The following is a 24,510-nucleotide window of genomic DNA, read 5'->3' as shown; positions in this document are numbered from 1 at the left end:
ATGGAACGGGAGCGCGACGGCGAGTACTACTACACGCAGTAGGCGTTCCACCCGAAACGACGCCGCGTCGGCTCCCGGTCGGCCCCTCGGCTTTTCCGCGCTCTCCCGCTAGCCGTCAGCCATGCAGACGTCGCTGTCGCGCGCGGAGCGCATCGAGGCCGTCGAGGAGGCGTCGGCGGACGGCGACCGGCTCGTGTCGGTGGCGGTGGCCCACGACGCGTCGCTCGGGCCGACGCTCGAGCGCGTCGAGGAGGCGCACGCGAAGGCGGAGTACCTCGACGGGCGGGCGAGCGGGCCGCTGAAGCGGGCGCTGGAGCGCGTCGTGCGCGAACTGCATCGCGTCGAGGAAACGCCCGAGGACGGCCTCGTCGTCTACGCGGGCGTCGTGGGCGGGAGTCTCGAGACGTACGTCTTCACGGACCCGCCCGGCCGGGTCGCCGAGGGCGTCTTCGAGCACGGGAACGCGTTCGTGACGGCGCCGCTGGAGCGCGGCGCGGCGTCGCGTCGAACGGTCGGCCTCGTCGTCGTGGAGCGCGGTGGCGCGGCGGTCGGCCGACTCGACGGCGACGGCGTCGAGACGCTGGAGACGTTCGAGAGCGCGGTGCCGGGGAAGACGCGCGCTGGCGGGCAGTCGGCGGACCGGTTCCGCCGCCGTCGCGAGGAGCGAAAGCGCGAGTTCTTCGCGTCGGTGGGCGAGGCGGCGGGGCGGGAGTTCGACGATCCCGACGCCCTCGCCCTCGGGGGGACGCACGTCACCGTCGAGGCGTTCCGCGACGGCGACTACCTCCCCGCCGAGTTGGCGGCGCGCGTGGCGGGCACGTACGCCGTCGAGTACGCGGGCGAGCGCGGCCTCGAACGGCTCGCGGCGGCGGCGAACGGGGACGTGGGGGAGACGCACGAGCGCGCACAGCGGGCGCTCTCGGAGTTCTTCTCGCGACTGCCGGACGGCGACGTGACGTACGGCGAGGAGCGCGTCGGGGAGGCTCTCGACTACGGCGCGGTCGACCGACTCCTCGTCGCGGCGGACGTGGACGCGGCGACGCGCGAGCTCTACGCGGAGCGGGCTGACGAGGAGGGCGGGGACGTGGTGGTCGTCCCCGAGCGCGTGGAGGGCGGGGCGCGCTTCGCGCGGGCGTTCGACGGCGTCGGCGCGCTCCTCCGGTTCCCCGTCGAGTGAGCGGGGCGAGCACGGCGACGTGGCAGGCGGTGGCGCGGTCATCGCCAGGTTTTCGCTGGGCGCGCCACCGGCGTCGTCAGGACACGTCGCGGCGTGGCGCGTGCTCGGGTATCAACGCTCGGGCGAGGAGCGACGAGTATCGTCCCGTGGGCGTCGCGCGGTGGGCGTCAGAAGACGGAGCTGGAGCAGCTCCCGCAGAGCGTCTCCTCCTTGCGGTCGACTTCGGAGACCTGCGGGGAGAAGCTCATCGCACAGCGGTTGTTGTCGCAGTGCTCGAGGCCGAGCGTGTGGCCGATCTCGTGGACGACCTCCTTGCGGACGCGGTCGGCGAAGATGTCGGCGGCGGAGCGCTGGCTGAACCCGCCGTCGGAGGAGGTCTGGAGGCGGTGCGTGGAGACGACGCAGCCGCGTCCGTCGAGGTACGCGAGGCCGAAGACGTAGTTGCGCTGGCGGTAGAAGAGGTCGACGGGCGTGACGGCGACGTTCTTGTCCCCGTTGCCGTTCCGGCGGGCGACCTCGATGAACGGCTCCGCGCGGTACTGGCGGCGGGCCGAATCGTAGGCGTCGGCGGGGACGCCCTGCTCGGCGGTGACGGAGACGTCACAGTCGTAGACCCGGCGGAGGCCGGCGGACGCCTCGCGCTTGACCGTCGCGGGGACGTCGCCGATGGGGACGATATCGACGCGCATGCGAAGGGCTATGCCGTCTCGACTCATAAATATCCCGCCGTGGGCGAGACGCTCAGAGACGCACTCGTGGAGGAGTTCGCGGAGTACGACGTCCTCGTCGAGGTCGGCGTCGGACGGCGGCCGGACGTCGCCGGCGAACTCGCCGCTCGCGGGTGCGACGTGCGCGCGACGGACGTCGTGGCGCGCGAAACGCCACCGGGCGTCGCGTTCGTCCGCGACGACGTCACCGACCCCGACGGTGGCGTGTACGCGGACGCGGACGCCGTCTACGCGCTGAACTGCCCGCCGGAGCTCCATCGGCCGCTCCGGGCGGTCGCGCGCGACGCGGGCGCGGACTGTCTCTTCACGACGCTCGGCCTCGACCAGCCGGCGGTACCGGTGGAGCGCCGAGGCGTCCGAGGGGAGACGGTGTTCGTCGCGTCGGACGCGCCGGGGAGGTAGCAATCCCTTTGCCGCACGGACTCCGAACACCGAGCATGCAGGTCGACACCGTCGTGCTCGACGTCGATGGCGTGCTCGTGGACGTCGCGGACTCCTATCGGCGCGCAATCGTCGAGAGCGTCGAGCACGTCCACGGGGAGACGATTCCGAAGGCTGGCGTGCAGGCGTTCAAGGACGCGGGCGGCTTCAACAACGACTGGGCGCTCTCGGACGCGGCGGCGCTGTTCGTCCTCGCGAAGCGCGAGGGCCTCGCGATGAGCCTCGACGCGTTCACGGACGAGGTCGGGAAGCACGGCGGCGGCCTCGACGCCGCAGAAGCCGTCGTCGCGGCGGCGCTCGACGCGGAAGCGCGCGAGCGAGCGTACGGCGACTGGGACCCCGACCACTTGCGCGAGGTGTTTCAGGCGCTCTACCTCGGGAGCGAGCGCTACCGGGAGATCGAGGGCGGGGAGCCGCCCGTCGAGGCGTCGGGGTTCATCGCGGACGAACCCGTCATCGTCACGCCGGAGACGGTCGAGCGCCTCACGAGCGAGTACGCCGTCTGCGTGCTCACGGGCCGGCCGGAGGCGGAGGCCGAAATCGCCCTCGAACGCGTCGGCCTCGACGTATCCGAAGAACGGCGCTTCACGATGGACGACTGGGAGGAGGGGAAGCCGCATCCCCGCGCGCTCGTCGCGCTCGCGGAGCGCTGTGACGCCGAGGCGGTGGCGTTCGCGGGCGACACGCTCGACGACGTCGAGACGGCGGTGAACGCCCGCGAGGCGGACCCGGCGCGCACCTACTACGGCGTCGGCGTCCTCACGGGCGGCCTCACGGGCGAGGAGGGGCGACGGAAGTACGAGGGCGCGGGCGCGCACGTCGTCGTCGACTCCGTGAACGACCTCCCGGACCTCCTCGAGGGCTAAGGGCGGCCATCGGGCCTTTGTGGTGGCCGTGCGACGACCCGGACATGGCTGACGTCCGAATGCGCCTGCTCAAGCAGGACCGCGGCCCCATCACGGTCGAAGTGGACGACGAGTGGGAGCACGAGCTCGAACTGGAGGGCGTCGCGGAGGAGCCGGACGGCCTCCACGGGGAGGCCGGCGACGCCGAGGCGGACGACGTCCGCTATCGCTTCGTGACGGACGACGACGAGGAGCTCCCGGTCTACCTCGAACGCCGACACGCGCGCGACGAGGCGTTCGAGCGCGTCGGCGAAGTGACCGACGTCGCCATCGAGACGAACGTCGGGTAGCGGTCGACGGACGGAATCGTCGCTTTCTCCGTGACCGTGCCGGCGGGTGACGAGCCAGCCGGCGTCGTTCCGCAGGGACGATGTGGGGCGGCCCCGAAGGGGAGGACGATGGCACGACCACGCGGCACGCTCGCCGGCGGCCTCCTCGTCTCCTTCGTCCTCGCCGCCGCGCTCGGCCTCCCACCCGGCACGCTCGTCCTCTTCGGCCTCGGAACCACCGTCCTCACCGTTCCCGCCGTCCACCTCCTCCTCGAGGAAGCCGACGACCGCGGCGACGTCCGCCGGCGGTTGCTCGTCGCCCTCGGCGTCGCCGCCCTCACCACGTTCGCCCTCGGGCGCCTCGTCGCCGCCGTCCTCACCACCCCCGGCGACCCCGCGCGCCTCCTGCTCCAGTGTCTCGCGCTCCTCTGCGGCCTCGTCGCCGGCGGCCTCACCGTCGCCGGGGGGTACGACCGCCTCCGAGACTGAGGCAACCGTCGCACATCACAGAACCCTTATTCGCACGGCCGCCCACCCACCGGTATGCGTATCGCGCTACTCGGCGGCACCGGCGACATCGGCGAAGGCCTCGCGCTCCGCTGGGCCTACGACAGCGACCACGACGTCATCATCGGCTCGCGCGACCCCGAGAAGGCCCGCGCGAAGGCCGAGGAGTACGAGACCGAACTCGATAGCCGCGGCCTCGACCGAAGCGTCAACGGCTTCGACAACGAGATGGCGGCCGACCGCGCAGACATCGTCGTCCTCGCCGTCCCCGCCTACCACGTCGGCGACGTCGTCGAGAGCATCGCGGACGTCATCGACGAGGACACCGTCCTCGTCAGCCCCGCCGTCGGCATGAGTCGCGACGACGAGGGCATGCACTACAACCCGCCGGGGGTCGGCAGCGTCACCGAGCTCGTCCAGCAGAAAGCCCCGAGCGAGGTGCCCGTCGTCGGCGCGTTCCACAACCTCGCCGCCGACCGCCTCGCCAACCTCGACGTCGAGTTCGACCTCGACACGCTCGTCGTCGGCGACGACGAGGACGCCCGCGAACTCGTGGTCGGCCTCGCCGACGACATCGAGGGCCTGCGCGCGCTCGAAGCCGGTGGCGTCGCCAACGCCCCCGAGGTCGAGTCCGTCACGCCACTCGTCATCAACATCGCGATGAACAACGACGGCATGCACGACGTCGGCGTCCGCTACCTCTAAGCGAGAGGGGCAGGGCTCGCGGGCGGATAGTCGCGTTCAGCGCGGAGCGCCGTCGCTACGCGGACGGCGTCGAAAGAAACGGGACGGGTCGGTGTGGACTCCTGCGCCAGCCGTCGCTTACGCGCCGGCGTCCTCGAAGGCGTCCTCGAGTTTGTCGGCCTGCGTGACGCCGACGAAGCGCTCGACGACGCCGTCGTCGTTCTCGACGACGATGGTGGGGATCGACCGCACCTGGTACTCGTTGGCGACGTCCTGGTTCTCGTCGACGTCGACCTTCTCGAACTCGACGCGGTCGCCCCACTCCTCCTCGAGGTCCTCGAGGATGGGGTCCTGCGTCTTGCACGGGCCACACCAGTCGGCGTAGAAGTCCTTCAGGGTGACAGTCATCGTTCTACCCCGAACTAGGCCGGGCCACGCCGATAAGGATTACTCACCCGGCGAGCGCCACGCGACGGCGCCGTCACCGGGCACATCAGAGCGTCTACTGGCGTTTCACGGCGTCACGGCGGTCGAATGCGAGGACTTAGGTGCGTCCGCGCGCATACGGTGCGTATGAGCAGCGGCCAGAACTCCGGCGGGCTGATGTCGAGTGCCGGACTCGTCCGGTACTTCGAGTCCGAGGGGCGCAACGCGATCCGCATCGACCCGAAGACCATCATGGCGTTCAGCGCGCTCTTCGGCGTCCTCGTCATCCTCCTGAACATCTTCACCGTTTAGACGCCCCGACCCGGGAGCCTTTTTCACGCGCCGCCCCAACGGGGGCAGTATGACACTCGAAGCCGGCGTCGTCGCCGTCCAAGGCGACGTCTCCGAACACGCCGACGCGATCCGTCGCGCGGCCGCGAACCACGGCGAGGAGGCCGTCGTCCGCGAGGTCCGCCACTCGGGCGTCGTCCCGGAGTGCGACCTCCTCCTCATGCCGGGCGGGGAGTCGACGGCGATCTCGCGACTCCTCGAGCGCGAGGGCATCGACGAGGAGATCGTCGCGCACGTCGAGGCCGAGAAGCCCGTGCTCGCGACCTGCGCGGGCCTCATCGTCGCCTCGCGGGACGCGCGCGACGAGCGCGTGGAGACGCTCGACCTCGTGGACGCGACCGTCGACCGGAACGCGTTCGGCCGCCAGAAGGACTCCTTCGAGGCGCCCCTCGACGTCGAGGGGTTGGCGGAGCCGTTCCCGGCGGTGTTCATCCGCGCGCCGCTCATCGCGGCGGTGGGCGACGACGTGGACGTGCTCGCGACGTGGGAGGAACGGCCCGTGGCGATCCGGGACGGTCCCGTCGTCGGGACGTCCTTCCACCCCGAGCTGACGGCGGACGCCCGCCTCCACGACCTCGCGTTCTTCGAGAACGCGGAGGCGGTCCTGTGAGCGAACGCGACGACGCGGCGGGCGCCGACGGCGCGGGCGGCGTGGACGACCCCGAAGCGGACGGCCTCGCGGCCACCGTCGACGCCGTGAAGGTCGCGGGCACGTCCGACGGCCCGATGCCGGTCGTGCTCGTGGACGTCGGCGAGACGGACGTCCTCCCCATCTTCATCGCGTTCGAGGAAGCGCTCAGCATCGCGCGCGGCCTCGACGCCGAAGACATCGGCCGCCCGCTGACGCACGACCTGACGCTGGACGTCGTGGAGGAGCTCGGCGGCCGCCTCGAGCGCGTCGTCGTCCACGACGTCGAGGACGGGACGTACTTCGCGGACGTCCACCTGCGGACGCCGCGCGGGACGACGGTCGTGGACGCGCGCCCGAGCGACGCGCTCGCGCTCGCCGTGCGGACGAACGCCCCCATCTCGGTCGCCCCGGCGGTCTTCGAGGCGGGTCGGCGCGCTCGCGGGGAGTTCGAGGAGCTACAGGACATCCGGGAGGTGAGCGCGCAGTGAGCGACACCGACCCTGACGAGGACCTGCTCGAGGAGGTCTTCGCGGTCATCGAGGACCGCAAGGAGACCCTGCCCAAGGGCTCCTACACGGCGTCGCTGTTCACGCACGAGAAGGGCGAGAACCGCGCCCTGGAGAAGGTCGGCGAGGAGGCGACCGAGTTCATCCTCGCGGCGAAGGACGACGACGCCGAGGAGATGGCCGAGGAGGGCGCGGACGTCGTCTACCACATGCTCGTCGCGCTCTCGATGCACGACGTGGACGTCGAGGAGCTGCTCGACGTCCTCCGGGAGCGACGCGGATAGCGGGGGAATATCGCGTGCCGTCCGCGCTCGCGTCCGGGGGTTCGCGACGACGCGGGTGGTGTGTGGCTTCGTGACGGCGTGAACGGTCGATACGTGCCCTTTTACGTCTCGCCGTCGTATCCACGCGCATGATTTTCGAGGACCTCCCGACGACGCCCACGTCGGAGGAACTACTCGACAAGGCGTTCTCGCGGGCGGCGCGGGCGGGCCGGGCGAAGTCGGGCGTCGAAGCCCAGGAGTCGATGCTGCAGACGGCGTCGAACGTGCTCTCGGACAACCTGGAGAACGTCGTGACGGCGTGGCCGGACTTCGACGACGTGGACCCGTTCTACCGCGAGCTCGCGGACGCCGTCGTCGGCGTGGACGAGGCGCGCACGCACCTCTCGGAGGTGACGTGGGCGTCGCGGAAGACGAAGTCGCTCGGCCGCGAGTACATCGGCCGCCTCCCCCGCGACGACCCCGACCTCGCGCGCAAGCTCCGCAAGCAGGCGTTCGCGCGGATGGGCTCCGTGATGGACGAGGTCGAGGACGACCTCCAGTTCCTCAACGAGGCCCGCGACGAGCTGAAGACGTTCCCGGACATCCGGCCGGACGAGCCCGCAATCGTCGTCGCCGGCTACCCGAACGTCGGGAAGTCCTCGTTCGTGAACGACGTGACGAACGCGCGCAACGAGATCGCGCAGTACCCGTTCACGACGAAGGCCGTCCGCGTCGGGCACGTGGAGCGCGACCACATCCGCTACCAGCTCGTGGACACGCCGGGCCTGCTCGACCGGCCGGCTGACGAGCGCAACGCCATCGAGGAGCAGGCGGTGTCGGCGCTGACGCACCTCGCGGACGCGGTCCTGTTCATGGTCGACGCCTCCGCGACCTGCGGCTACCCGCTCGAGGACCAGCTCGCGCTCGGCGAGGACGTCCGCGCGACGTTCGTGGACACCGACGACGGCGAGTCGGACGAGGACGATGTCGGCTTCCTCACGGTCTGCAACAAGAGCGACCTCTCGACGGACGTCGAGGCGGACGCCTACATGAGCGTGGAGACGGGCGAGGGCGTCGAGGACGCCCTCGGCGCGGCCATCGACGCGACGGGCTACGAGCTCGAGTTGCCGACGCGCGACTAGGCGCTCTGCGTTTCGACGAACCGTATCTGGACGCCGACGCTCCGCCCGGTCGCTTCGCGTATCCGTTCTTTGAGCGTCTCCGCGAGCGCGGGATAGCTCCCGTCGCCGGGTCTGCCGACCGTGAGGACGACGCGGTTCGGCGCCGCGAACGGTGACGGCGTGCGCTCGTAGGTGACGGTGAGTTCGACGAGCGAGAGCGCCGCGTACTCCTCGGAGTCGAAGGTGCCCTGGACGGTGTCGCGGGCGTTCTCTTCGAACTGGCCGTGCTGGTAGGAGGTGTAGGTGACGCCGCCGAGGAAGAGCGAGAGGACGCAGATCGCGGCGAGGAGGACGCCGATGCGCTTGAGCGTCGCGCTGCGGGCCTCGCTGAGGCGGAACCAGCGCTCGGGCCGGTAGCCCTGGTACCAGAGGACGGCGAGCGCCGCGAGGTTGATGGAGAGGAAGTTCACGAGCACGAGTACCGTCGAGCCGATGACGGTCGTGGGGAGACCCCACGCGAGCCCGATGCCGATGACGGCGGTGGGCGGGACGAGCGCGACGGCGATCATGACGCCGACGAGCGCGGAGGAGACGCCGGAGGAGAGGCTGAACGCGCCGGCGACGCCGGCGCCGAGCGCGACGGCGAGCGAGAGGAAGTCGGGGCTGAGGCGCTCGCGTATCTGGCCGATGGCGAGCAGTTCCTCCGGCGAGAGCGGCGGGACGAGGTGGACGACGCGCGCGAGGTAGGCGAAGCCGGCGGCGGCGGCGACGGCGGTGAGGAAGCCGACGGTCTGGAGTTTGACGCCGCGCAGGAACATCTCGCGGTCGTCGACGACGGTGCCGACGCTCGTCGCCATCGCGGGCCCGATGAGCGGCGCGATGACCATGGAGCCGACGACGACGGCGGGCGAGTCGAGCAGGAGGCCGGCGGTGGCGACGACGGCGGAGACGACGGTCATCACGATGAACGGGACGAGGCGCGGCGCGAGGTCCTGTGCGGTCGCGATGATCTCCTCGCGGGCGATGCGGTCCTCGGACTCCTCCTCCTCGTAGCGCTCCTGGAGCTCCTCGAACTTCTTCGAGACGACGGTCTCGGCGTCCACGACGACCGTGTACGCGTTCTGCTCGAGGCCGGCGTCGCGGAGCGCGCCGAGGACGTCCTCGACGGCCTTCGTGGGGAGCGGGAAGTAGACGACGCCCGTGTAGCCCTGGCTCCCGGTCTCGTCGGTGACGACGTAGTCGATGTCGCGCTCCTCGAGCTCGCGGAGGATCGTCTCGCGCTTCCCAGCGGGGATGATGACCTGAACGAGTCGCACTGGTCGGACGTGCGCCCGGGGCCGGCAAAAGCGTGGGGGACTAGTTCGCGGTGTAGGTCGCCTGCACGGTCACGGTGACGGAGACGGGGGCGCCGTCGACGACGGTGCGCGCGCTCCCGCCCGCGCTGTCGCCGGCGCTCGCGTACGCGACCGGGACGCCGTAGCCACCGCCGACGGACGCGCTCCGGAGGCCGGTGACGGTGAGGTTCTCGGCGTTCGCGGCGGCGCTCGCCTGAACGCGGGCGTCGCTCATCGCGGACTCGATGGCCTGCGTGCGGAGGTCGGCGCGGGTCTCCTCGGAGAGCGTGAAGCGCACGCCGTTCACGCGGTTCGCGCCGCCCGCGACGGCGGCGTCGAGGACGACACCGGCGCGGTCGGGGTCCTCGACGGTCACCGCGAAGCCGTGGACGGCCTCGTAGCCGTCGCTCGTGGTGGTGCCGTCGGTGGTTCGCGTGGTCCGCTCGGTGACGCGGTAGGTCGTGGTCTCGACGTCGTCGCTCGCGACGCCGGCGTCCGCGAGGGCGTCGCGGAGCGTGGAGGCGTTCGCGGCGACGGCGGCGCGCGCGGCGTCGGCGGAGTCCGCGTGCGCGACGACGGCGACGGAGACGACTGCGGTGTCGGGTTCGGCGGACGCGGACCCGGACGCGGAGACGTCGATGGTGGTGGCGTTCTGTGCGTTCTGCGGGGCCGCCGTGGCGGCGGGGCTCCCGGGGTTCGCGGCGACGACGCCGGCGGTGACGACGCCGACGGCGACGACGACTGCGACGAGGACGGTCAGGTTGCGACGCATACTACTCAGTACGCGGTGGGGAACGTCAACGTCTCGGAGGGTCAAACGGCCGTTTGTCCCCCGGCGCGACGAAAGACACAACCCCGCGCGCCGGCTATCAGTCGTATGTTCGAGACGCGACCGGACCGAGACGCCGAGGTCGTCCTCCTCGGGCGGTCGAACGTCGGGAAGTCGACGCTGATGCGCGAGATAACGGGCCACGACTTCACGACGGGCGGGAAGCCGGGGGTCACGCGCTCGCCGAACCACTACGACTGGGCGTCCGAGTCCTTCGTCGTCACCGACCTCCCCGGCTTCGGGTTCATGTCCGGCGTCGAGGACGAGCGCCGGGAAGCCATCAAGACCGACATCGTCCAGTACGTCGAGGAGAACGCCGAGAAGATCCTCGCGGGCGTCGTCGTCCTCGACGGGAAGGCGGCGGTCGACATCATCGACCGCCACACGACCGAGGACGAGATACCGCATACGGTCGAGCTCTATCACTTCCTGCGCGAACTCGGCATCCCGCCCGTGCTCGCCGTCAACAAGATGGACAAGGTCGACGACCGCGACGAGCGCCTGAACGACATCGCGGACCGCTTCGGCCTCGTGCCGCCGTGGGAGCAGTGGCGGGACACCGTCGCGCCGATCACCGCGAAGACGGGGGACATCACCGCGCTGAACGAGGCGGTCCGCGTCCACCTCGAGGACGCGAAGCGCGACGACCTGAAGAAGTTCTTCTGAACTACTCCTCGGCGTCGGTGACGAGGTCGAGGACGTACTGCACGAAGGAGTCCTGGCGGGCGAAGTGGTCGGCGTCGACGGCCACCGCGAGCCCCTCAGTCTCCGAGAGGGGGAAGTTCAACTCGACGGCGTCCTCGAAGAACGTGACGTTACAGCGGAGTTCGCCGTGGCGTTCGGCGAAGAGGTCGTTGACGTACTCGGCTTCGAGGGACTCGAAGCGCATCTCCTCGACGCCGCGCTCGATCTCCGCGTCGTCGTAGTCGGCGGCGACGTCGTCGCGGAGGTAGTAGACGGTGTAGTCGTTTCGCGTGTAGCCGACGACCGAGCGGAGGCTGTCCCCGAGTCGGTCGCGTAGTCGATCCGGTAGCGTCGGCGACACCCGCTCCTCTCCCATGGCCAGCTATGAGATAACATAACACAAAAGAGGTTCGGTACGGTCACCAGTGGAGAACGAATCAACCCGGAGACGTAATCGCGAGGGGCGACGAAGACGATAGTTTTCGGACAGCTTCGCCGATGCGCGACGATGAGCGACGACGCGGGGAGCGACACGTCCGCGCGGCGCGCGAGACCGCGACCGACCGCGCCGAGTCCGACGACGGTGACGTCGACGTCGAGGTCGCGCAGGCGCTCGGCGAGCGTCTCCGGCGGGCAGACGGCGCGCACGGACTCGTGGACGCCGATTCGGTCGACGTGCATAGCGGTCACTACTCGCGAATCGCGATTGAGTCTCGTGGAAGGGCGACTCGGGAGAAAGGCCTCGTCACAAGGGGCTCGGAGGGGGTAACTCCTCGTCACCGTCGCCCACCGATACTCTCTCGTGCAGCGTCTAAGGCGTTCCGTCACGCGCCCGAGCGAAGGTTCATCCGGGAGGGCGCGACCACCCGTGGCCGTGCGCTGAGTGCGACCCGGGCGGGGACCGCGAAACCCGACGGACGACCCCGCCCGGCCGAGTTGCGTCCGTCGTGTCCGCTAGTCCTCCCACTCCGCGAGCGCGCGCAGGTCGTCCGCACGCGTCGCGACGTCGGCCTCCGAGAGAACCCCGTCCTCGGTGACGACGCCGGTCACGAGGTGGGCGGGCGTCACGTCGAAGCGAGGGTTCGCCACTGAGAGGTCCGCGTCGCCGTCGTAGAGTGCGTCCGCCGGTGCCTCCTCCAGCGCGGGGTCGTCGGGGTCGACGTCAGGCGCGATCTTGTCGCTCGCGCAGACCGCGTAGACGGGGACGCCGGCCTCGGCGGCGGCGAGCGCCGCCGCCCGCGTGCCGACCTTGTTCACGACGCTCCCGTCCCGGAGCACGGTGTCCGCGCCGACGAGCACGGCGTCCACCGACTCGACGAGCGTCGCGACGGCGGCGTCCGTCGTGAGCGTCACGTCCATCCCCTCGGCGGCGAGACGTTCGGCGGTGGCGACGCCCTCGCGCGCGGTCCGGGACTCCGCGACGACGACGCGCGACGGCTCGGCACCGACGGCGGCGTCGAACGCGGTGCCCGAGCGCGAGAGCGTCAGCAGCGACGCGTCCCGGAGTTCGACGGCCGCGCTCGCGGCCGCGCCGTCGTCGGCGGCGAGCGCGGCGTCGATTGTCGCGCACGCACTCGTCAGGACCGCGTCGGCGCTCTCCCCGTCGGCCCCGGCGACGACGCGGTTCACGCGGTTGCGAACGGCGGCCATGCTCTCGCGCGCGGCGAGAAGGTCGCTCGCCGTCGCGCAGAGCGCGTCGTAGCCCGCGCCCGCCGCCGCCTCGTCGCGGAGCACCTCGCAGGCGCGCACGGAGACGTAGGCGGAGCCGTGCGTCTCGTCGTCGCGGACGCTCGTCACGCTCGGGCGCACGCGGTCGTAGGACGTCCAGAGATCGGGGACCGTCTCGCGTTCGCGTATCGCGGGCGGCGGGCACCACTCGTAGTCCGCCGTCTCGTAGTTCGGCGTTATCTCGCGGGTGTCGCAGTCGAAGAGGAAGAGGTGGACGACCCAGTGCGTCCCGCGTTCGGTGTCCTCGACGGGGAACGGGTCGCCGGCGCGGACGAGCGTGACGTCCGCCTCGGGGTCGAGGCCGGTCTCCTCGCGGATCTCGACGCGGACCTGGGTCGCCGGGTCGCCCTCGGCGTGGCCGGCGACCGCACCCCACCGCCCGGCGTAGGAGCCGACGGCCGCGCTCCGGCGGAGTAGCAGAACGTCCGTCCCGTTGCGCAGGAACGCTGTGACGACGTGTGTCTCCTCCATACCGGCGCGGTCGGCCGCCGCGAGGAAAGCTTCGGGGGCCGGCGCGGTGCCCAGCGAAGCGAGGCGCCGCGAAGAGGGCGAACGGCTACCGCCGTGCGCGGCGCCTCGACGTCCGGTATCGTCGGCCCTTTTAGCGCGCCCGCGAAAGGGCGCGTATGGAAGCGTTCGCGGTCCCCGGCCTCCCGGAGTTCGAGGCGGGCGACGACATCGCTCACGAGATCGAGGCGGCGTCTGACCTTCGCGACGGCGACGTGGTCTGCGTCGCGAGCACCGTCGTCTCGAAGGTCGAGGGGCGGACGGCCGACCTCGCGGACTACCCGGCGGGCCCGCGAGCGCGCGAAATCGCGGCGCGTCTCGAGGAGCTGACCGGCGACGAGCGCGACCCGCGTTTCGCGCAGGCCGTCCTCGAGGAGTCGACGGACCTCGTGATGGACGAGCCGTTCCTCCTGACGGAGACGCGATTCGGGCACGTCGGCGTGAACGCCGGTATCGACCGCTCGAACACGGGCGGCGCGGAGCTCCTCCTGCTCCCGAGGCGCCCGAGCGAGTCCGCCGAGCGAATCCGCGACGGCCTCGACGCGGACGTCGCGGTGGTCGTCACGGACACCTCGGGGCGCTCGTTCCGACACGGCCAGACCGGCGTCGCTATCGGCTGGGCGGGCATCCCGGCGTCGCGCGACTGGCGCGGGGAGACGGACCGCGACGGCCACGAGCTCGAGGTGACGGTCGAGTCCGTCGTGGACGAGCTCGCGGCGACGGCGAACCTCGTCTCCGGCGAGGGCGACGACGGCACGCCCGCCGTCGTCGTGCGCGACTGGGCGTTCGGCCACCACGAGGGGAGCGAGAACCTCTATCGGGACGTCGAGGGCGACTTCGTCCGGCAGGCGCTCCGGGGGTGGTCCTTTGACGGGGATTGAGCTCACGCCCGAGCTCCCCGTCTCGGAGGTGCGAGAGCTCGGCGTCCGCGCGGAGGAGGCGGGCTTCGAGACGGTCTACTCGTCCTGTCACTACAACAACCGCGACCCGTTCGCGGCGCTGACGGCGCTCGCGGACGCCACCGAGTCGGTGCGGCTGGGTCCGGGTGTCGCGAACCCCTACGAGGTCCATCCCGTCCGCGTGGCCTCGCAGGTGGCGACGCTCGACGAGCACTCGGGCGGGCGGGCGGTCTGCGGGCTGGGCGCGGGCGACCGCTCGACGCTCCGCAACCTCGGCATCGAGCGCGAGCGCCCGCTCCGGCGCGTACTGGAGGCGATGCAGGTGTCCCGCGAGCTGTGGGCGGGCGAGCGCGTCAGTCACGACGGGACGTTCACGGCGGCGGACGCGGGGCTGAACTACGCCGAGGAAGTGAGCGAGGTGCCGGTCTTCGTGGGCGCGCAGGGACCGCAGATGCTCCGGATGGCGGCGAAGCACGCGGACGGCGTCCTGTTCAACGCCTCGCACCCGCGCGACGTGGCGTGGGCGGCCGAGCGCGTCGAGGAGGGGCTGGCGGAGCGCCCGGACTCGCGGGGGGCGTTCGAGTTCGCGGTGTTCGCGAGCGTGAGCGTCGCGGAGAGCCGGGAGGCGGCACGGGAGGCCGCGCGGCCACCGGTCGCGTTCATCGCGGGTGGCGCGGCCGATCCGGTGTTGGAGCGCCACGGCATCGACGCGGAGGCGGCGAGCGCGGTCGGGGCGGCGGTCGAGCGCGGCGAGTTCCGCGAGGCGTTCGCGGACGTGAGCGAGGCGATGATCGACGCGTTCGCGATTGCCGGAACGCCCGAGGACGTCGCGAGTCGGGCGGCGGCGCTGCGCGAGCACGCGGACACGGTCGTCTGCGGGTCGCCGCTCGGCCCGGATCGGGCGACGGCAATCGACCTGCTCGGCGAGACGCTCCCCTAGCGGGGCTCGCCGTCGACGTAGCCGGTGTCACCGCCGCCGACGAAGTCGCCGAGCACGCCGAGGACGAGGTAGGCGCTGACGACGCCGATACCGAGAAGGAGGAGCGTGCTGACGAGCACGAGGACTGCCTGCGCGATGCCGGCGCCGGCGACGCTCGCGAAGGTGTTCACCATCTCTGCGAGTTGCTGACCGAGGGGTTCCATACGCCGCGGGTCGCGGCCTGCCCTCTTAGTTCTCCGTGATTCGAGGCGGTTCGTCGAACGGCCGAGACCGCGACCAGCGTTGTGGTAAATACACTCACACGAGACATGTGACCGGCAGACATACGTGGCTCGTGCCCCCTATTGACTCGAAACGGTCGCATCCGGCCGACCGCCGTCACCATGACAGACAGCCACACCGCTCGACCGGAGACCGAACGCCCCGCCGACTCGTCCGTCGACCCGCTCCCCCTCGCGGACGCCCGCGCGCTCGTCGACGCCGTCACCGAGAACGTCGGGCGCGTCGTCGTCGGGAAGGACGGCGTCATCGAGGACGCGCTCGTCGCGCTCCTCGCGCGCGGACACCTCCTCCTCGAGGACGTCCCCGGCGTCGGGAAGACCATGCTCGCGCGCTCGCTCGCCGCGTCCGTCGACGGCGCGTTCTCGCGCGTCCAGTTCACCCCCGACCTCCTCCCCGCCGACGTCACGGGGACGAGCGTCCTCGACGAGTCGAGCGGCGGCTTCAGCTTCCAGCGCGGCCCCGTCTTCGGGAACGTCGTGCTCGGCGACGAGATCAACCGCGCGCCGCCGAAGACGCAGGCCGCGCTCCTCGAAGCCATGGAGGAAGGACAAGTGACCGTGGACGGCGAGACGCACGCCCTCCCCGACCCCTTCTTCGTCGTCGCCACCCAGAACGCCGTCGAGCGCGACCGCGTCTACGACCTCCCGGTCGCCGAAATCGACCGCTTCACAAAGAAGCTCACGCTCGGCTACCCGAGCGTCGAGGAGGAGGTCGACGTCCTCGGGCGCGTCGTCGGCCACCACCCCGTCGAGGACGTCGAACCCGTCGCGAGCGTCGGCGAACTCCGGCGCGCGCGCGAGACCGTCGCGCGCGTCGAGACGAGCGAGCCGGTCCGAGAGTACGTCACGCGGCTCGCCGACTACACCCGCGAGCACGCCGCGCTCGGCGCCAGTCCCCGGGGGTCGATTGCGCTCCTCCGCTGCGCGCAGGTTCGAGCCGTCCTCGACGAGCGCGACTACGTGATCCCGGACGACGTGAAGCGCGAGGCGCCGAGCGTCCTCACGCACCGCGTCCGCGCCGACGGGAGCGACGGGCTGGGCGGTGAGGCCGCCGAGCGCGTCGTCGCCGACGCGCTCGATGCCGTCCCGCCGGAGTGACGATGCGCCCCGCGCTCACCCGTCGCGGCGGCGTCGTCCTCGGCGTCGCGCTCGCCGCCACCGCGTCCGGGTGGCTCTTCGGCGCGCGCTCGCTGAACGCCGTCGCCGTCCCGGCCGCCGTCGCGCTCGCCGTCACTGGCTGGCTCGTCTATCGCGCCGAAACCCCGGCCGTCGCCCGCGACCCGCCGCGTGACGGGCACGCCGGCGAGACGCACGAGGTCGGAGTTCGCGTCGAGGGCTCGCGAACGATGGCCGTCACCGTCCGCGACGCGCTCGGCGACGGCCTCGACGGGGACGCGACGGTGCGGACGGTCGCGGACGGCCGCGACGCCAACTACGCCGTCACGTACCGCGAACGCGGGCGACACGCCGTCGGCCCGGCACGCGTCACCGTCGCCGACCCGCTCGGCCTCTGGACGCGGACGTTCGAGGTGGGTGACGAGCACGCGCTCACCGTCTACCCGCGCGTCCTCCCGCTCACCGCGCCGCCCCGTGCGCTCGCCGGGTCGACCGGTCAAGCGGACGAGCGCGGCGAGTTCGCCGGCGTCCGCGAGTACCGCCACGGCGACCCGCTGCGCGACGTCAACTGGAAGGCGTCCGCGAAGCGCCCGGACGAGTACGTCGTCACGACGTACGCGGACGAGGGCACCGACGCCACACTCACCATCGCCGTCGACGTCGCGGACGGGGGCGACCCCGGCCGCGCGGCCGTCGCCGCCGCCAGCCTGCTCGACGCCTGCCTCGACACGGGCGCGGCGGTCGGGCTCCGCACGCCCGCCGAAACGCTCGCGCCCGCGAGCGGCGACGCCCATCGGCGCCGCGCGCTCGGCGCGCTCGCCGTCCTCGGTCACGGCGCCCTCCCCTCGGCCGCCCGCGAGGACGCGCGCGTCGTCGTGCGCGCGGACGCGACCGGCGTGCACGTCACCGTCGACGACGACCGGCGCGCGTTCGACGCGATGGCCGACGCCGCCGACGCGGAGGTGGGCGCGTGACGCGCACGATACCCGTCCTCGGGCGACTCACGCCGTACCGCCTCGGCGCGCTCGCGTGCGTGGCGGTGCTCTCCGCCTCCTCGCTCGCCGTCCTCTACCACGTCCTCGACGTCGTCGGCGGCCTCGACTACTTCTGGCCGGTGCTCGCCGGGGCGCTCCTCCTCGCCGCCGCCGCGCAGGCCGTCCGCCCGCGCGTCGCGCTCGGCGTCGGGTCCCTCCTGCTCGCCGCCGGCTTCGGCGTCTACGTCGCCACCGCGCCGGAGAGCTACACGGCGGCGCTCACCGCCGCCCGCGTCGCCGAGGACGTCCTCGCGTTCCTCACCGGCTACTCCGTCTTCCGGATGGTGAACGTCACCGTCTGGGCGCTCGCGATGGTGCCGACCCCCGCCTTCCTCACGTGGTACTTCGCGCTCCGCGAGCGCTACGCCGCCGCCGTCGGCGTCGCCGGCCTCGCGCTCGGCTTCTTCGTCTGCACCGGCGACAGCGGCACGGTCGCGACGCTCGTCGGCGTGCTCGCGGGCGCGGGCGCCGTCGGCCTCGGGACGCTCGACCGCTACGGGGCGACCCGACAGCAGCTCGAAGCGCTCGCCGTCGCCGCCGCGCTCATGACCGTCGCGCCGGCCGTCGTCACGGCCGTCCCCGGCGGGAGCGCCGCCCCCATCGTCCCCGGGAGCGACACCGCACCGTCCGGGAGTATCGTGAGCGCAGGCGAGCGCGTCGGCGTCGGCGGCGCCATCGAACTCTCCCCGGAAGTCCAGTTCGTCGTCGAGAGCGACGTCTCCACGTACTGGCGCGTCGCCGTCTACGACCGCTACACCGGGAGCGGATGGGTGCGGACCGGCGATGGGGGCACCCTCGCGGGCCCGCCCGGGGCGAGCACGCGCATCACGCAGACCGTCACCGCGAAACGCCCGCTCTCCGCGATGCCCGCCGCCGCCGAACCCGTCTCCGCGAGCGGCGTCGACTACAGCGTCACGAGCGGCGGGAACCCCGTCCCGACGAACGCGCTCGCGGCGAACGAGAGCTATCGCGTCGTCAGCGAGCACCCGCGAACGTGGCCGGACCTGCTCGCGAACGCCGGCACCGACTATCCCGAGTCCGTCACCGAGCGCTACCTCCAAGTTCCCGACACGACCGGCGACCGCGTCGGTGCGCTCGCCGAGCGCGTCACCGAGAACGCGAGCACGCCGTACGCGAAGGCGCGCGCCGTCGAGTCGTGGCTCGAGGCGAACAAGAGCTACTCGCTCGCCGGCGCGGGCGCGGACGGCAACCTCGTCCGGCACTTCCTGCTCGACGCCGAGCAGGGCTACTGCGTCCACTTCGCGTCCGCGATGGTCGTCCTCCTCCGCGAGGAGGGCGTGCCCGCGCGCTTCGCCACCGGCTACACCGCCGGCCAGCACGTCGGCAACGACACGCACGTCGTCCGCGGCCTCGACTCGCACGCGTGGGTCGAAGTCTACTTCCCGGACGTCGGCTGGGTTCGCTTCGACCCGACGCCCGCCGACCCGCGCGAGCAGGCCGAGCAGGCCCGCCTCGACGACGCCCGCGAGCGGAACGAGAGCGGCGTCGACGCCGCCGGGAGCGAGCCGACGACCACGACCACCGCCACCACCGACCCCGAACCGGACGACGGTCGCACGACGACCACGACGGCCGCCGCGAACGCGACGAACGGCTCCGGCGCGGTCGGCGCCACCCCGACGCTCCCCCCGGGCTACGAGCGGCCCGACGCCGGCACCGCCACCGCGTCGGACGGCGGCCTCCCGTCGCTCCCCGAGCCGCGCGTCCTCGCGCTCTGGGGCGTCCTCCTCGGCGGCGTCCTCGTCGGCCTCCGGCGACTCGGCGTCTTCTCGCGCGCCTACCGCGCCGTCTGGCTCCGCTGGCTCCCGCGCGGCGACCCCGCGCGTACCGTCGACGGCGCGTACGCGCGCGTCGAGTACGTGCTCGGCCGACGGCGTCGCCCGCGCCGCGACGGCGAGACCGTCCGGGAGTACCTCCGGGCCATCGACGCGCCCGACGCCGCCAGACGGATCGCCGCGCTGCGCGAGCGTGCGCGCTATCGCGGCGACGTCACGAGCGCCGACGCGGCCGCCGCCCGAGACGAGCTACGCGAGCTGGTAGGCGAAAACGGCCGCCCGTAGCCCGTTCGAGCGGTCTGGCGACAGTATTTTGTATCCCGACATCCAACCTAGCACCGTAATGTCGGACGTATGCTCGACGTGCGGATTGCCCGATGAACTCTGCGTCTGCGAGGACGTCGCCAAGGAGTCCCAGCAGATCACAATCCGCATCGACGAGCGCCGCTACGGGAAGGAAGTGACCGTCGTCGAGGGGCTCGACCCCAAAGACGTCGACCTCGACAGTCTCTCCTCGGACCTCAAGTCCAAGTTCGCGTGCGGTGGGACGGTCGAGAACGGCGAAATCGAACTCCAGGGCAATCACTCCGGTCGCGTCGAGGATTTCCTCCGCGATAAGGGCTTCAACGTCGCCTGAACGACGGTGTTGCCGCGCGCATCGCGCGCCGGCAAACGCTCGACCGCCGCGGGAACTCGAAGGGGCCCGTCGCTCCCGCAGAACGCGCCGCGTTCTGCGGACGACAGCGCGGCAGTCACCTCGGGGCGTCGCCGCCTCGCGCGGTAGACGCGAGCGGCTATCGAGGGCGGCTATCGCCCCGCTTCCCGTACTCTCGCAGTTTTTCACGTCGCGTAGCGACGGCTCGGTCGAGAGCGGCGGGGTCGCGGACGGGCGGCCTAGAAGGGTGCGTCGGGCGTCCCGTCCGGGGCTGGCCCCTCGTCCGCCTCACGCGCGGCCGTCTCGAGCTCCCACTCCCACGCGGTCAGTCCGCCCGCCATGCTCTCGACGGTGGCGTCCTCGTCGATGCCCTCGTAGGACGCGATGAGGTTCGCGGCCTGCACGCTCGACTGGCCGTGCGGGCAGACCGTGACGACGCGCTCCGCGCCCGCGAAGCGCTCGACGTCCCGCGTGAGACGCGGGAAGGGGACGTTCTCGCTCCCGGGGATGTGGCCCTGCGCGTACGCGCCCTCGGGCCGGATGTCGACGACTCGGACCGCCGCGTCGTCATCGAGGAGCGCCTTCACGTCCGCAGGCGTGATCTCTCCGTCCATACCTCGATGGTGCGCGCCGGCGCGGATAAACGGCGCGGTCAGGGCAGGTAGCCGTCGGCGGCCGCGAGCAACACGCCCTCGAGCGTCGCGTCGTTCGCGCGGCCCTCGCGCACCGTCTCGACGGCGTCGGCGGCAGGGACGCGTCGCACCTCGATGAACTCGTTGTCGTCGAGGTCGCGCTCGCCGGCGGTGAGGCCCTCCGCGACAACGATGCCACGGTCGTGGCGGAGGACGCCCGTCGTGCACGCCACCTCCTGAACGAGCGTGTACTCGTCGGCGACGTACCCCGTCTCCTCGCGGAGCTCGCGGCGCGCCGCCGCCTCGTAGCCCTCGCCCGCCTCGACGATGCCGGCGACGAGTTCGAGACAGCGCTCGCGGATCACGGGCCGATACTGCTCGACGAAGACCACGTCCTCGCCGTCGACGGCGAGCACGACCACCGCGTCCGGGAGGTCCGCCCAGTAGTAGTCCTTCTCCGTCCCGTTCGGCTGCTCGACGCGGTCGTAGCCGCCCGCGTACCAGCCGGTCTCGTACTCAGTCGCGCTCTCGACGACGCGCCACGACTCGGAGTCGTCCATACGTCGCGTCGGCGTCGCCGAGCGAAAAGCCTCCCGCTCGCCTCAGACGACGTCGCTGTAGAACTTCCCGTGCGCGATGCGCCGCAGCGTCCCCATCGCCGCCTCGGGTTCGTTCTGGTAGGTCGCCGCGACCACCGCGTCCTCGAACGGGACGACGTGCCAGACCGCGTTCTCGACCTCCGTGCTCCCGTTCTCGTAGACGTCGAGGTCGGGGTTGTCCTCGCAGAAGGACTCGAACTCAGCGTAGGTGCCGACCGAGACTTCGAGGAGCGACGCGAAGAGCGCGTCGCGCGCCGTCTCCACGACGTCGCTCGTCACGCGCTCGCGGTACTCCTCGCGGTCGAACTCCATCGCCTTCGCCGTTTCCCGAGTGACGGTCTGCGCGGCCGGCCCGAGCTCGCGATACTGGTCGGCCGCTGCCTCCGGCGTCTCCGGCGCGAGGAATCCACGCTCGTCCATACGCGTCGAAGGACCGTCTCCCCCTACTCGGTTTCGCCTTCGGCGTCCTCGACCGCGTCGCCGTCGTCGGCCGCTCGCTCGTTCGGCGACTCAGTAGAGTCGCCGGTCATCTCCCGGGTCATCTCCGCCGCCTCCTCGAGGATGCGCTGTGCCTCCCCGCCGAGCGCGCCCGCGCCGCTCGTGTCGACGGCGGGGCCGTTCGACCCGTGGCCGTGGTCGTGCGCGTGGCCCTCGACGGGTTCGGTCTCCACCTCGAACTCGACCGTCTCCGCGTGCTCGGTGACGCGCGGCGCGAGGTCGTCGGTGCCGCCCTCCTCCCAGCCGGCGGCGTGCTCGTCCAGCCACGCCTCGTGGTCGCTCGCGCCCGTCACCGCCGCGAACGCGAGGTGGTCCGCGAGGTGCTCGGCGTCGGGGACGTGCTCGTCACAGACCGGACACGCGTAGCCCATACCGGGCACCTAGGTGCGGACCAGTAAACGCGTGGCGGTCTCAGAGGCGCGCGATCATCACGAAGGCGTCCTCGCCGTCCGAGTAATAGCGCGGGAGCGTGCGGAGGTACTCGAAGTCGAGCTCCCGGTAGAGCGAGATGGCGGGCTCGTTCGAGCGCCGGACCTCGAGTTTCGCGCTCCGGACGCCCTGCGCGTTCAGCACGCCGAGCCCGCGCGAGAGGAGCGAGCGACCGATTCCCTGGCCGCGCGCGTCCGGGTGGACGGCGATGTCCTTCACGTGGCCGAGCGGGCGGCCGTGGTTCGGAATCGTGTCCGCGACGACGAAGCCCGCGACGCCGGCGCGCTCCTCCGCGACGAGGAAGCCCGGGTCGCCGAGGTGCTGTTCGAAGGCCGAGAAGGGCCACGGCTGCGCGAACGACTCCTTCTCGATGCGGAAGACGTCCAGGAGGTCGCCACGCCGCGCCTGTCGGATGCCGGCGTGTTCGACCCGGTCGGCAGCCGTCGTCACGAGTGCGCGTAGGGGACCGGGGGCTATGTACGCTGTGGCCCGCGACCGGCGGGCGGTGCCGTCGCTGGCCGCACGAGAAAAACGAGAGGAGAGTGGAGCGTTAGTCGTCGGCGGGCGTCGCGCCGGAGTCGCCCTCACCGTACTGCTGCTTCGTGAGCGAGAGCTTGCCACCGGCGGCGAGGATACGACGCTCGCGCTCGGAGGCGTCGAGGTAGCCCGTGGTCTCCCAGTCGTCGTTCACGCGGACCGTGAACTCCTCCTGGCCGGACTTGACGGCTTCCTCGACGTCGTCGACGATCTCGATGTCGTCGCCCTGCTCGATCTTCGCGTAGGTCTCCTCGTCGATGGTGAGCGGGAGGAGGCCGAAGTTGAACAGGTTCGCCTTGTGGATGCGGGCGAAGGACTGCGCGAGGACGCCCTCGATACCGAGGTACATCGGGCAGAGCGCGGCGTGCTCACGCGAGGAGCCCTGACCGTAGTTCTCGCCGGCGACGAGGAAGCCGCCGTCGGACTGCTTCGCGCGCTCGGCGAACGTGTCGTCGACGCGCGAGAGCGTGAACTCGGAGAGCTTCGGGACGTTGGAGCGGAACTTCAGGATGTCCGACGTCGCCGGGATGATGTGGTCGGTGGTGATGTTGTCCTCCATCTTCAGGAGGGCTTCACCTTCGAGGTGGGCGTCGAGCGGGTCCTTCAGCGGGACGTCGCCGATGTTCGGGCCCTTGATGAGCTCGTCGTCGATGGCTTCCTCGGGCGCGATGATGTCGGGGTCGTCCTGCCCCATGCCGGGGCTGTAGGAGTTACCCATCGTGAGGCCGGGCGCCTCGAGGTCGCCGAGCTCGTCGGCGAGGTCGCGCGGGTCGACGATTTCGCCCTTGATCGCGGCGGCGGCCGCGACCTCCGGGGAGCAGAGGTAGACGGAGTCGTCCTCGATACCGGAGCGACCCTCGAAGTTGCGGTTGAACGTCCGGAGGCTGACGGAGTCGGAGGCGGGCACGTGACCGATGCCGATACAGGCACCACAGGTCGCCTCGGAGAAGTTGACGCCGGCGGCCATCATCTCGGCCGTCCAGCCCTCGCGGGCGAGCATCTCGGAAGCCTGCTTGGAGCCGGGCGCGACGATCATCTCGGTGTGCTTGGCGACCTCGCGGTCCTCGACCATCTTCGCGGCCGGGAGGATGTCCTCGTAGGCGCCGTTCGTACAGGAGCCGACCATGACCTGCTCGACGTCGACGCCCTCGACCTCGCGGACCGGGACGACGTTGTCGGGCATGGAGGGCGTCGCGATGAGCGGCTCGAGGTCGGAGAGGTCGATGGTGACCGTGTCCGCGTACTCGGCGTCCTCGTCGGCCTGCAGCTCGACGTACTCGTCCTCGCGACCGATGCGGGAGAGCCAGTCCTTGGTCTTCTCGTCCGTCTCGAAGATGGAGGACGTGGCGCCGAGCTCGGTGCCGAGGTTCGTGATGGTGGTGCGCTCGGGGATGGTGAGGGACTCCGCGCCCTCGCCCGTGTACTCGAAGATCTTGCCGACGCCGCCCTTCACGGAGAGGCGGCGGAGCATCTCCAAGGCGATGTCCTTCGCGGTCGCCCACTCGGGGAGCTCGCCCTCGAGCTGGACGTTGACGATCTCCGGCACTTCGACGTAGTAGGGGCCGCCGCCCATCGCGACGGCGATGTCGAGGCCACCCGCGCCGATGGCGAGCTCGCCGAGGCCGCCGGGCGTCGGCGTGTGGCTGTCGGACCCGAGGAGGGTCTTGCCGGGCGCGGCGAAGTTCTCCTTGTGGACCTGGTGGCAGATGCCGTTCCCGGGCCGGGAGAAGTACGCCCCATACGTTCCCGCCGCGGAGCGGAGGAAGCGGTGGTCGTCCGTGTTCTTGAAGTCGAACTGGTAGGTCTGGTGGTCGCAGTACTGCGCGGCGAGCTCCGTCTGCACTTCGTCGAGCTCGAGCGCCTCGAACTGCAGCCAGACCATCGTCCCCGTGGTGTCCTGCGTGAGGACCTGGTCGATCTCGATCCCGATTTCCTCGCCGGTTTCGAGTTCTCCCTCAACGAGGTGGTCGTCGAGGATTTTCTCCGTCAGCGTTTGTCCCATA

Annotated in this window: 31 protein-coding genes; 18 read left to right on the top strand and 13 right to left on the bottom strand. The window is 71.5% G+C overall.

Going from position 1 to position 24,510, the window contains the following annotated elements; genetic code table 11:
- Positions 1–121 precede the first annotated feature (121 nt).
- A complete protein-coding gene (locus tag EFA46_RS04835; protein WP_123074376.1) occupies positions 122–1,177 on the top strand; it encodes a Vms1/Ankzf1 family peptidyl-tRNA hydrolase in 1,056 nt (351 codons plus the stop codon).
- A gap of 167 nt (positions 1,178–1,344) precedes the next feature.
- Here EFA46_RS04835 and EFA46_RS04830 read toward each other — a convergent pair whose 3' ends face one another.
- Positions 1,345–1,866 carry an archaemetzincin family Zn-dependent metalloprotease gene (locus EFA46_RS04830; protein ID WP_123074377.1) on the bottom strand — a complete coding sequence of 174 codons (522 nt, stop codon included), beginning with the start codon at positions 1,864–1,866 and terminating at the stop codon, positions 1,345–1,347.
- Between the two features lie 39 nt (positions 1,867–1,905).
- Between EFA46_RS04830 and EFA46_RS04825 the strand changes: the two genes are divergently transcribed.
- The 5 genes from EFA46_RS04825 (at position 1,906) to npdG (ending at position 4,732) form a co-directional block, all read left to right on the top strand.
- Positions 1,906–2,307, top strand: coding sequence for a UPF0146 family protein (locus EFA46_RS04825; protein WP_123074378.1), 402 nt, complete (start codon positions 1,906–1,908; stop codon positions 2,305–2,307).
- A 35-nt stretch (positions 2,308–2,342) separates the two neighbouring features.
- Positions 2,343–3,212 carry a TIGR01548 family HAD-type hydrolase gene (locus EFA46_RS04820; protein ID WP_123074379.1) on the top strand — a complete coding sequence of 290 codons (870 nt, stop codon included), beginning with the start codon at positions 2,343–2,345 and terminating at the stop codon, positions 3,210–3,212.
- A 44-nt stretch (positions 3,213–3,256) separates the two neighbouring features.
- Positions 3,257–3,541, top strand: coding sequence for a hypothetical protein (locus EFA46_RS04815; protein WP_123074380.1), 285 nt, complete (start codon positions 3,257–3,259; stop codon positions 3,539–3,541).
- A 108-nt stretch (positions 3,542–3,649) separates the two neighbouring features.
- Complete coding sequence (locus tag EFA46_RS04810; RefSeq protein ID WP_123074381.1) at positions 3,650–4,009, top strand: hypothetical protein; 360 nt, start codon at positions 3,650–3,652, stop codon at positions 4,007–4,009.
- 54 nt (positions 4,010–4,063) lie between these two features.
- A complete protein-coding gene (gene npdG, locus EFA46_RS04805) occupies positions 4,064–4,732 on the top strand; it encodes an NADPH-dependent F420 reductase (RefSeq protein WP_123074382.1) in 669 nt (222 codons plus the stop codon).
- Between the two features lie 117 nt (positions 4,733–4,849).
- Here the strand turns inward: npdG and trxA are convergent, their stop codons facing one another.
- Complete coding sequence (gene trxA / locus EFA46_RS04800) at positions 4,850–5,119, bottom strand: thioredoxin (protein ID WP_123074383.1); 270 nt, start codon at positions 5,117–5,119, stop codon at positions 4,850–4,852.
- Positions 5,120–5,284: 165 nt separating this feature from the next.
- On the opposite strand from trxA, the gene EFA46_RS04795 reads away from it, so the two are divergent.
- The 5 genes from EFA46_RS04795 (at position 5,285) to EFA46_RS04775 (ending at position 8,030) form a co-directional block, all read left to right on the top strand.
- A complete protein-coding gene (locus EFA46_RS04795) occupies positions 5,285–5,449 on the top strand; it encodes a preprotein translocase subunit Sec61beta (RefSeq protein ID WP_123074384.1) in 165 nt (54 codons plus the stop codon).
- Between the two features lie 49 nt (positions 5,450–5,498).
- Positions 5,499–6,098 carry a pyridoxal 5'-phosphate synthase glutaminase subunit PdxT gene (gene pdxT / locus EFA46_RS04790; RefSeq protein ID WP_123074385.1) on the top strand — a complete coding sequence of 200 codons (600 nt, stop codon included), beginning with the start codon at positions 5,499–5,501 and terminating at the stop codon, positions 6,096–6,098.
- 116 nt (positions 6,099–6,214) lie between these two features.
- Positions 6,215–6,607: a bifunctional nuclease family protein gene (locus EFA46_RS04785; protein WP_218182537.1), complete on the top strand. Its 393-nt coding sequence runs from the start codon at positions 6,215–6,217 to the stop codon at positions 6,605–6,607.
- A complete protein-coding gene (gene hisE / locus EFA46_RS04780) occupies positions 6,604–6,909 on the top strand; it encodes a phosphoribosyl-ATP diphosphatase (protein ID WP_123074387.1) in 306 nt (101 codons plus the stop codon). Before EFA46_RS04785 ends, hisE begins: the two co-directional genes overlap by 4 nt.
- Positions 6,910–7,037: 128 nt before the next feature.
- Positions 7,038–8,030 carry an NOG1 family protein gene (locus EFA46_RS04775; protein WP_123074388.1) on the top strand — a complete coding sequence of 331 codons (993 nt, stop codon included), beginning with the start codon at positions 7,038–7,040 and terminating at the stop codon, positions 8,028–8,030.
- Here the strand turns inward: EFA46_RS04775 and EFA46_RS04770 are convergent.
- Together EFA46_RS04770 and EFA46_RS04765 are read right to left on the bottom strand one after the other, a co-directional pair.
- Entirely contained in the window at positions 8,027–9,325 is a 1,299-nt protein-coding gene (locus EFA46_RS04770; protein WP_123074389.1) for a TIGR00341 family protein, read from the bottom strand. The two genes, EFA46_RS04775 and EFA46_RS04770, sit on opposite strands and share 4 nt — an antisense overlap.
- Before the next feature lie 40 nt (positions 9,326–9,365).
- Positions 9,366–10,115 carry an SIMPL domain-containing protein gene (locus tag EFA46_RS04765; protein ID WP_123074390.1) on the bottom strand — a complete coding sequence of 250 codons (750 nt, stop codon included), beginning with the start codon at positions 10,113–10,115 and terminating at the stop codon, positions 9,366–9,368.
- A gap of 105 nt (positions 10,116–10,220) precedes the next feature.
- On the opposite strand from EFA46_RS04765, the gene engB reads away from it, so the two are divergent.
- On the top strand, positions 10,221–10,838 hold the full coding sequence (gene engB / locus EFA46_RS04760) for a GTP-binding protein EngB (RefSeq protein WP_123074391.1): 618 nt from the start codon (positions 10,221–10,223) through the stop codon (positions 10,836–10,838).
- Between the two features lies 1 nt (position 10,839).
- Here the strand turns inward: engB and EFA46_RS04755 are convergent, their stop codons facing one another.
- Both EFA46_RS04755 and EFA46_RS04750 read right to left on the bottom strand, forming a co-directional pair.
- Complete coding sequence (locus EFA46_RS04755; RefSeq protein ID WP_123074392.1) at positions 10,840–11,232, bottom strand: hypothetical protein; 393 nt, start codon at positions 11,230–11,232, stop codon at positions 10,840–10,842.
- Positions 11,233–11,810: 578 nt separating this feature from the next.
- Complete coding sequence (locus EFA46_RS04750) at positions 11,811–13,055, bottom strand: NUDIX domain-containing protein (protein WP_123074393.1); 1,245 nt, start codon at positions 13,053–13,055, stop codon at positions 11,811–11,813.
- A 155-nt stretch (positions 13,056–13,210) separates the two neighbouring features.
- Between EFA46_RS04750 and EFA46_RS04745 the strand changes: the two genes are divergently transcribed.
- A complete protein-coding gene (locus tag EFA46_RS04745) occupies positions 13,211–13,972 on the top strand; it encodes a coenzyme F420-0:L-glutamate ligase (RefSeq protein WP_123074394.1) in 762 nt (253 codons plus the stop codon).
- The gene (locus tag EFA46_RS04740) at positions 13,959–14,930 is read left to right on the top strand and encodes a 5,10-methylenetetrahydromethanopterin reductase (RefSeq protein ID WP_123074395.1); all 972 of its coding nucleotides are present in this window, start codon (positions 13,959–13,961) and stop codon (positions 14,928–14,930) included. The genes EFA46_RS04745 and EFA46_RS04740 overlap by 14 nt, the downstream gene beginning before the upstream one ends.
- Here EFA46_RS04740 and EFA46_RS04735 read toward each other — a convergent pair.
- Positions 14,927–15,133, bottom strand: a complete 207-nt coding sequence (locus EFA46_RS04735) for a hypothetical protein (RefSeq protein WP_148040645.1) — start codon at positions 15,131–15,133, stop codon at positions 14,927–14,929. The genes EFA46_RS04740 and EFA46_RS04735 overlap by 4 nt on opposite strands.
- A gap of 180 nt (positions 15,134–15,313) precedes the next feature.
- On the opposite strand from EFA46_RS04735, the gene EFA46_RS04730 reads away from it, so the two are divergent.
- Genes EFA46_RS04730 through yciH form a run of 4 tightly spaced genes read left to right on the top strand, consistent with a single transcriptional unit; the run spans position 15,314 to position 19,794 of the window.
- Positions 15,314–16,309 carry a MoxR family ATPase gene (locus tag EFA46_RS04730; RefSeq protein ID WP_123074396.1) on the top strand — a complete coding sequence of 332 codons (996 nt, stop codon included), beginning with the start codon at positions 15,314–15,316 and terminating at the stop codon, positions 16,307–16,309.
- 2 nt (positions 16,310–16,311) lie between these two features.
- Positions 16,312–17,301: a DUF58 domain-containing protein gene (locus tag EFA46_RS04725; RefSeq protein ID WP_123074397.1), complete on the top strand. Its 990-nt coding sequence runs from the start codon at positions 16,312–16,314 to the stop codon at positions 17,299–17,301.
- Complete coding sequence (locus EFA46_RS04720; RefSeq protein ID WP_123074398.1) at positions 17,298–19,442, top strand: transglutaminaseTgpA domain-containing protein; 2,145 nt, start codon at positions 17,298–17,300, stop codon at positions 19,440–19,442. The genes EFA46_RS04725 and EFA46_RS04720 overlap by 4 nt, the downstream gene beginning before the upstream one ends.
- 58 nt (positions 19,443–19,500) lie before the next feature.
- On the top strand, positions 19,501–19,794 hold the full coding sequence (gene yciH, locus EFA46_RS04715) for a stress response translation initiation inhibitor YciH (protein ID WP_123074399.1): 294 nt from the start codon (positions 19,501–19,503) through the stop codon (positions 19,792–19,794).
- 257 nt (positions 19,795–20,051) lie between these two features.
- Here yciH and EFA46_RS04710 read toward each other — a convergent pair whose 3' ends face one another.
- The 6 genes from EFA46_RS04710 to EFA46_RS04685 all read right to left on the bottom strand — a co-directional run bounded on the left by EFA46_RS04710 (position 20,052) and on the right by EFA46_RS04685 (position 24,509).
- Positions 20,052–20,426 carry a rhodanese-like domain-containing protein gene (locus EFA46_RS04710; RefSeq protein ID WP_123074400.1) on the bottom strand — a complete coding sequence of 125 codons (375 nt, stop codon included), beginning with the start codon at positions 20,424–20,426 and terminating at the stop codon, positions 20,052–20,054.
- A 38-nt stretch (positions 20,427–20,464) separates the two neighbouring features.
- A complete protein-coding gene (locus tag EFA46_RS04705; RefSeq protein ID WP_123074401.1) occupies positions 20,465–21,004 on the bottom strand; it encodes an NUDIX hydrolase in 540 nt (179 codons plus the stop codon).
- Between the two features lie 42 nt (positions 21,005–21,046).
- Positions 21,047–21,463, bottom strand: a complete 417-nt coding sequence (locus EFA46_RS04700) for a DUF5809 family protein (protein WP_123074402.1) — start codon at positions 21,461–21,463, stop codon at positions 21,047–21,049.
- Between the two features lie 23 nt (positions 21,464–21,486).
- On the bottom strand, positions 21,487–21,912 hold the full coding sequence (locus tag EFA46_RS04695; RefSeq protein WP_123074403.1) for a DUF5810 domain-containing protein: 426 nt from the start codon (positions 21,910–21,912) through the stop codon (positions 21,487–21,489).
- Positions 21,913–21,952: 40 nt separating this feature from the next.
- The gene (gene rimI, locus EFA46_RS04690) at positions 21,953–22,420 is read right to left on the bottom strand and encodes a ribosomal protein S18-alanine N-acetyltransferase (protein ID WP_123074404.1); all 468 of its coding nucleotides are present in this window, start codon (positions 22,418–22,420) and stop codon (positions 21,953–21,955) included.
- A 100-nt stretch (positions 22,421–22,520) separates the two neighbouring features.
- Entirely contained in the window at positions 22,521–24,509 is a 1,989-nt protein-coding gene (locus EFA46_RS04685; RefSeq protein WP_123074405.1) for an aconitate hydratase, read from the bottom strand.
- Position 24,510 lies beyond the last annotated feature (1 nt).

This window comes from Halarchaeum sp. CBA1220 (assembly GCF_003721175.2).
GTDB lineage: Archaea > Halobacteriota > Halobacteria > Halobacteriales > Halobacteriaceae > Halarchaeum > Halarchaeum grantii.
Note: the sequence above shows the minus strand (reverse complement) of the source record. Positions and strands in the feature narration are given on the sequence as shown.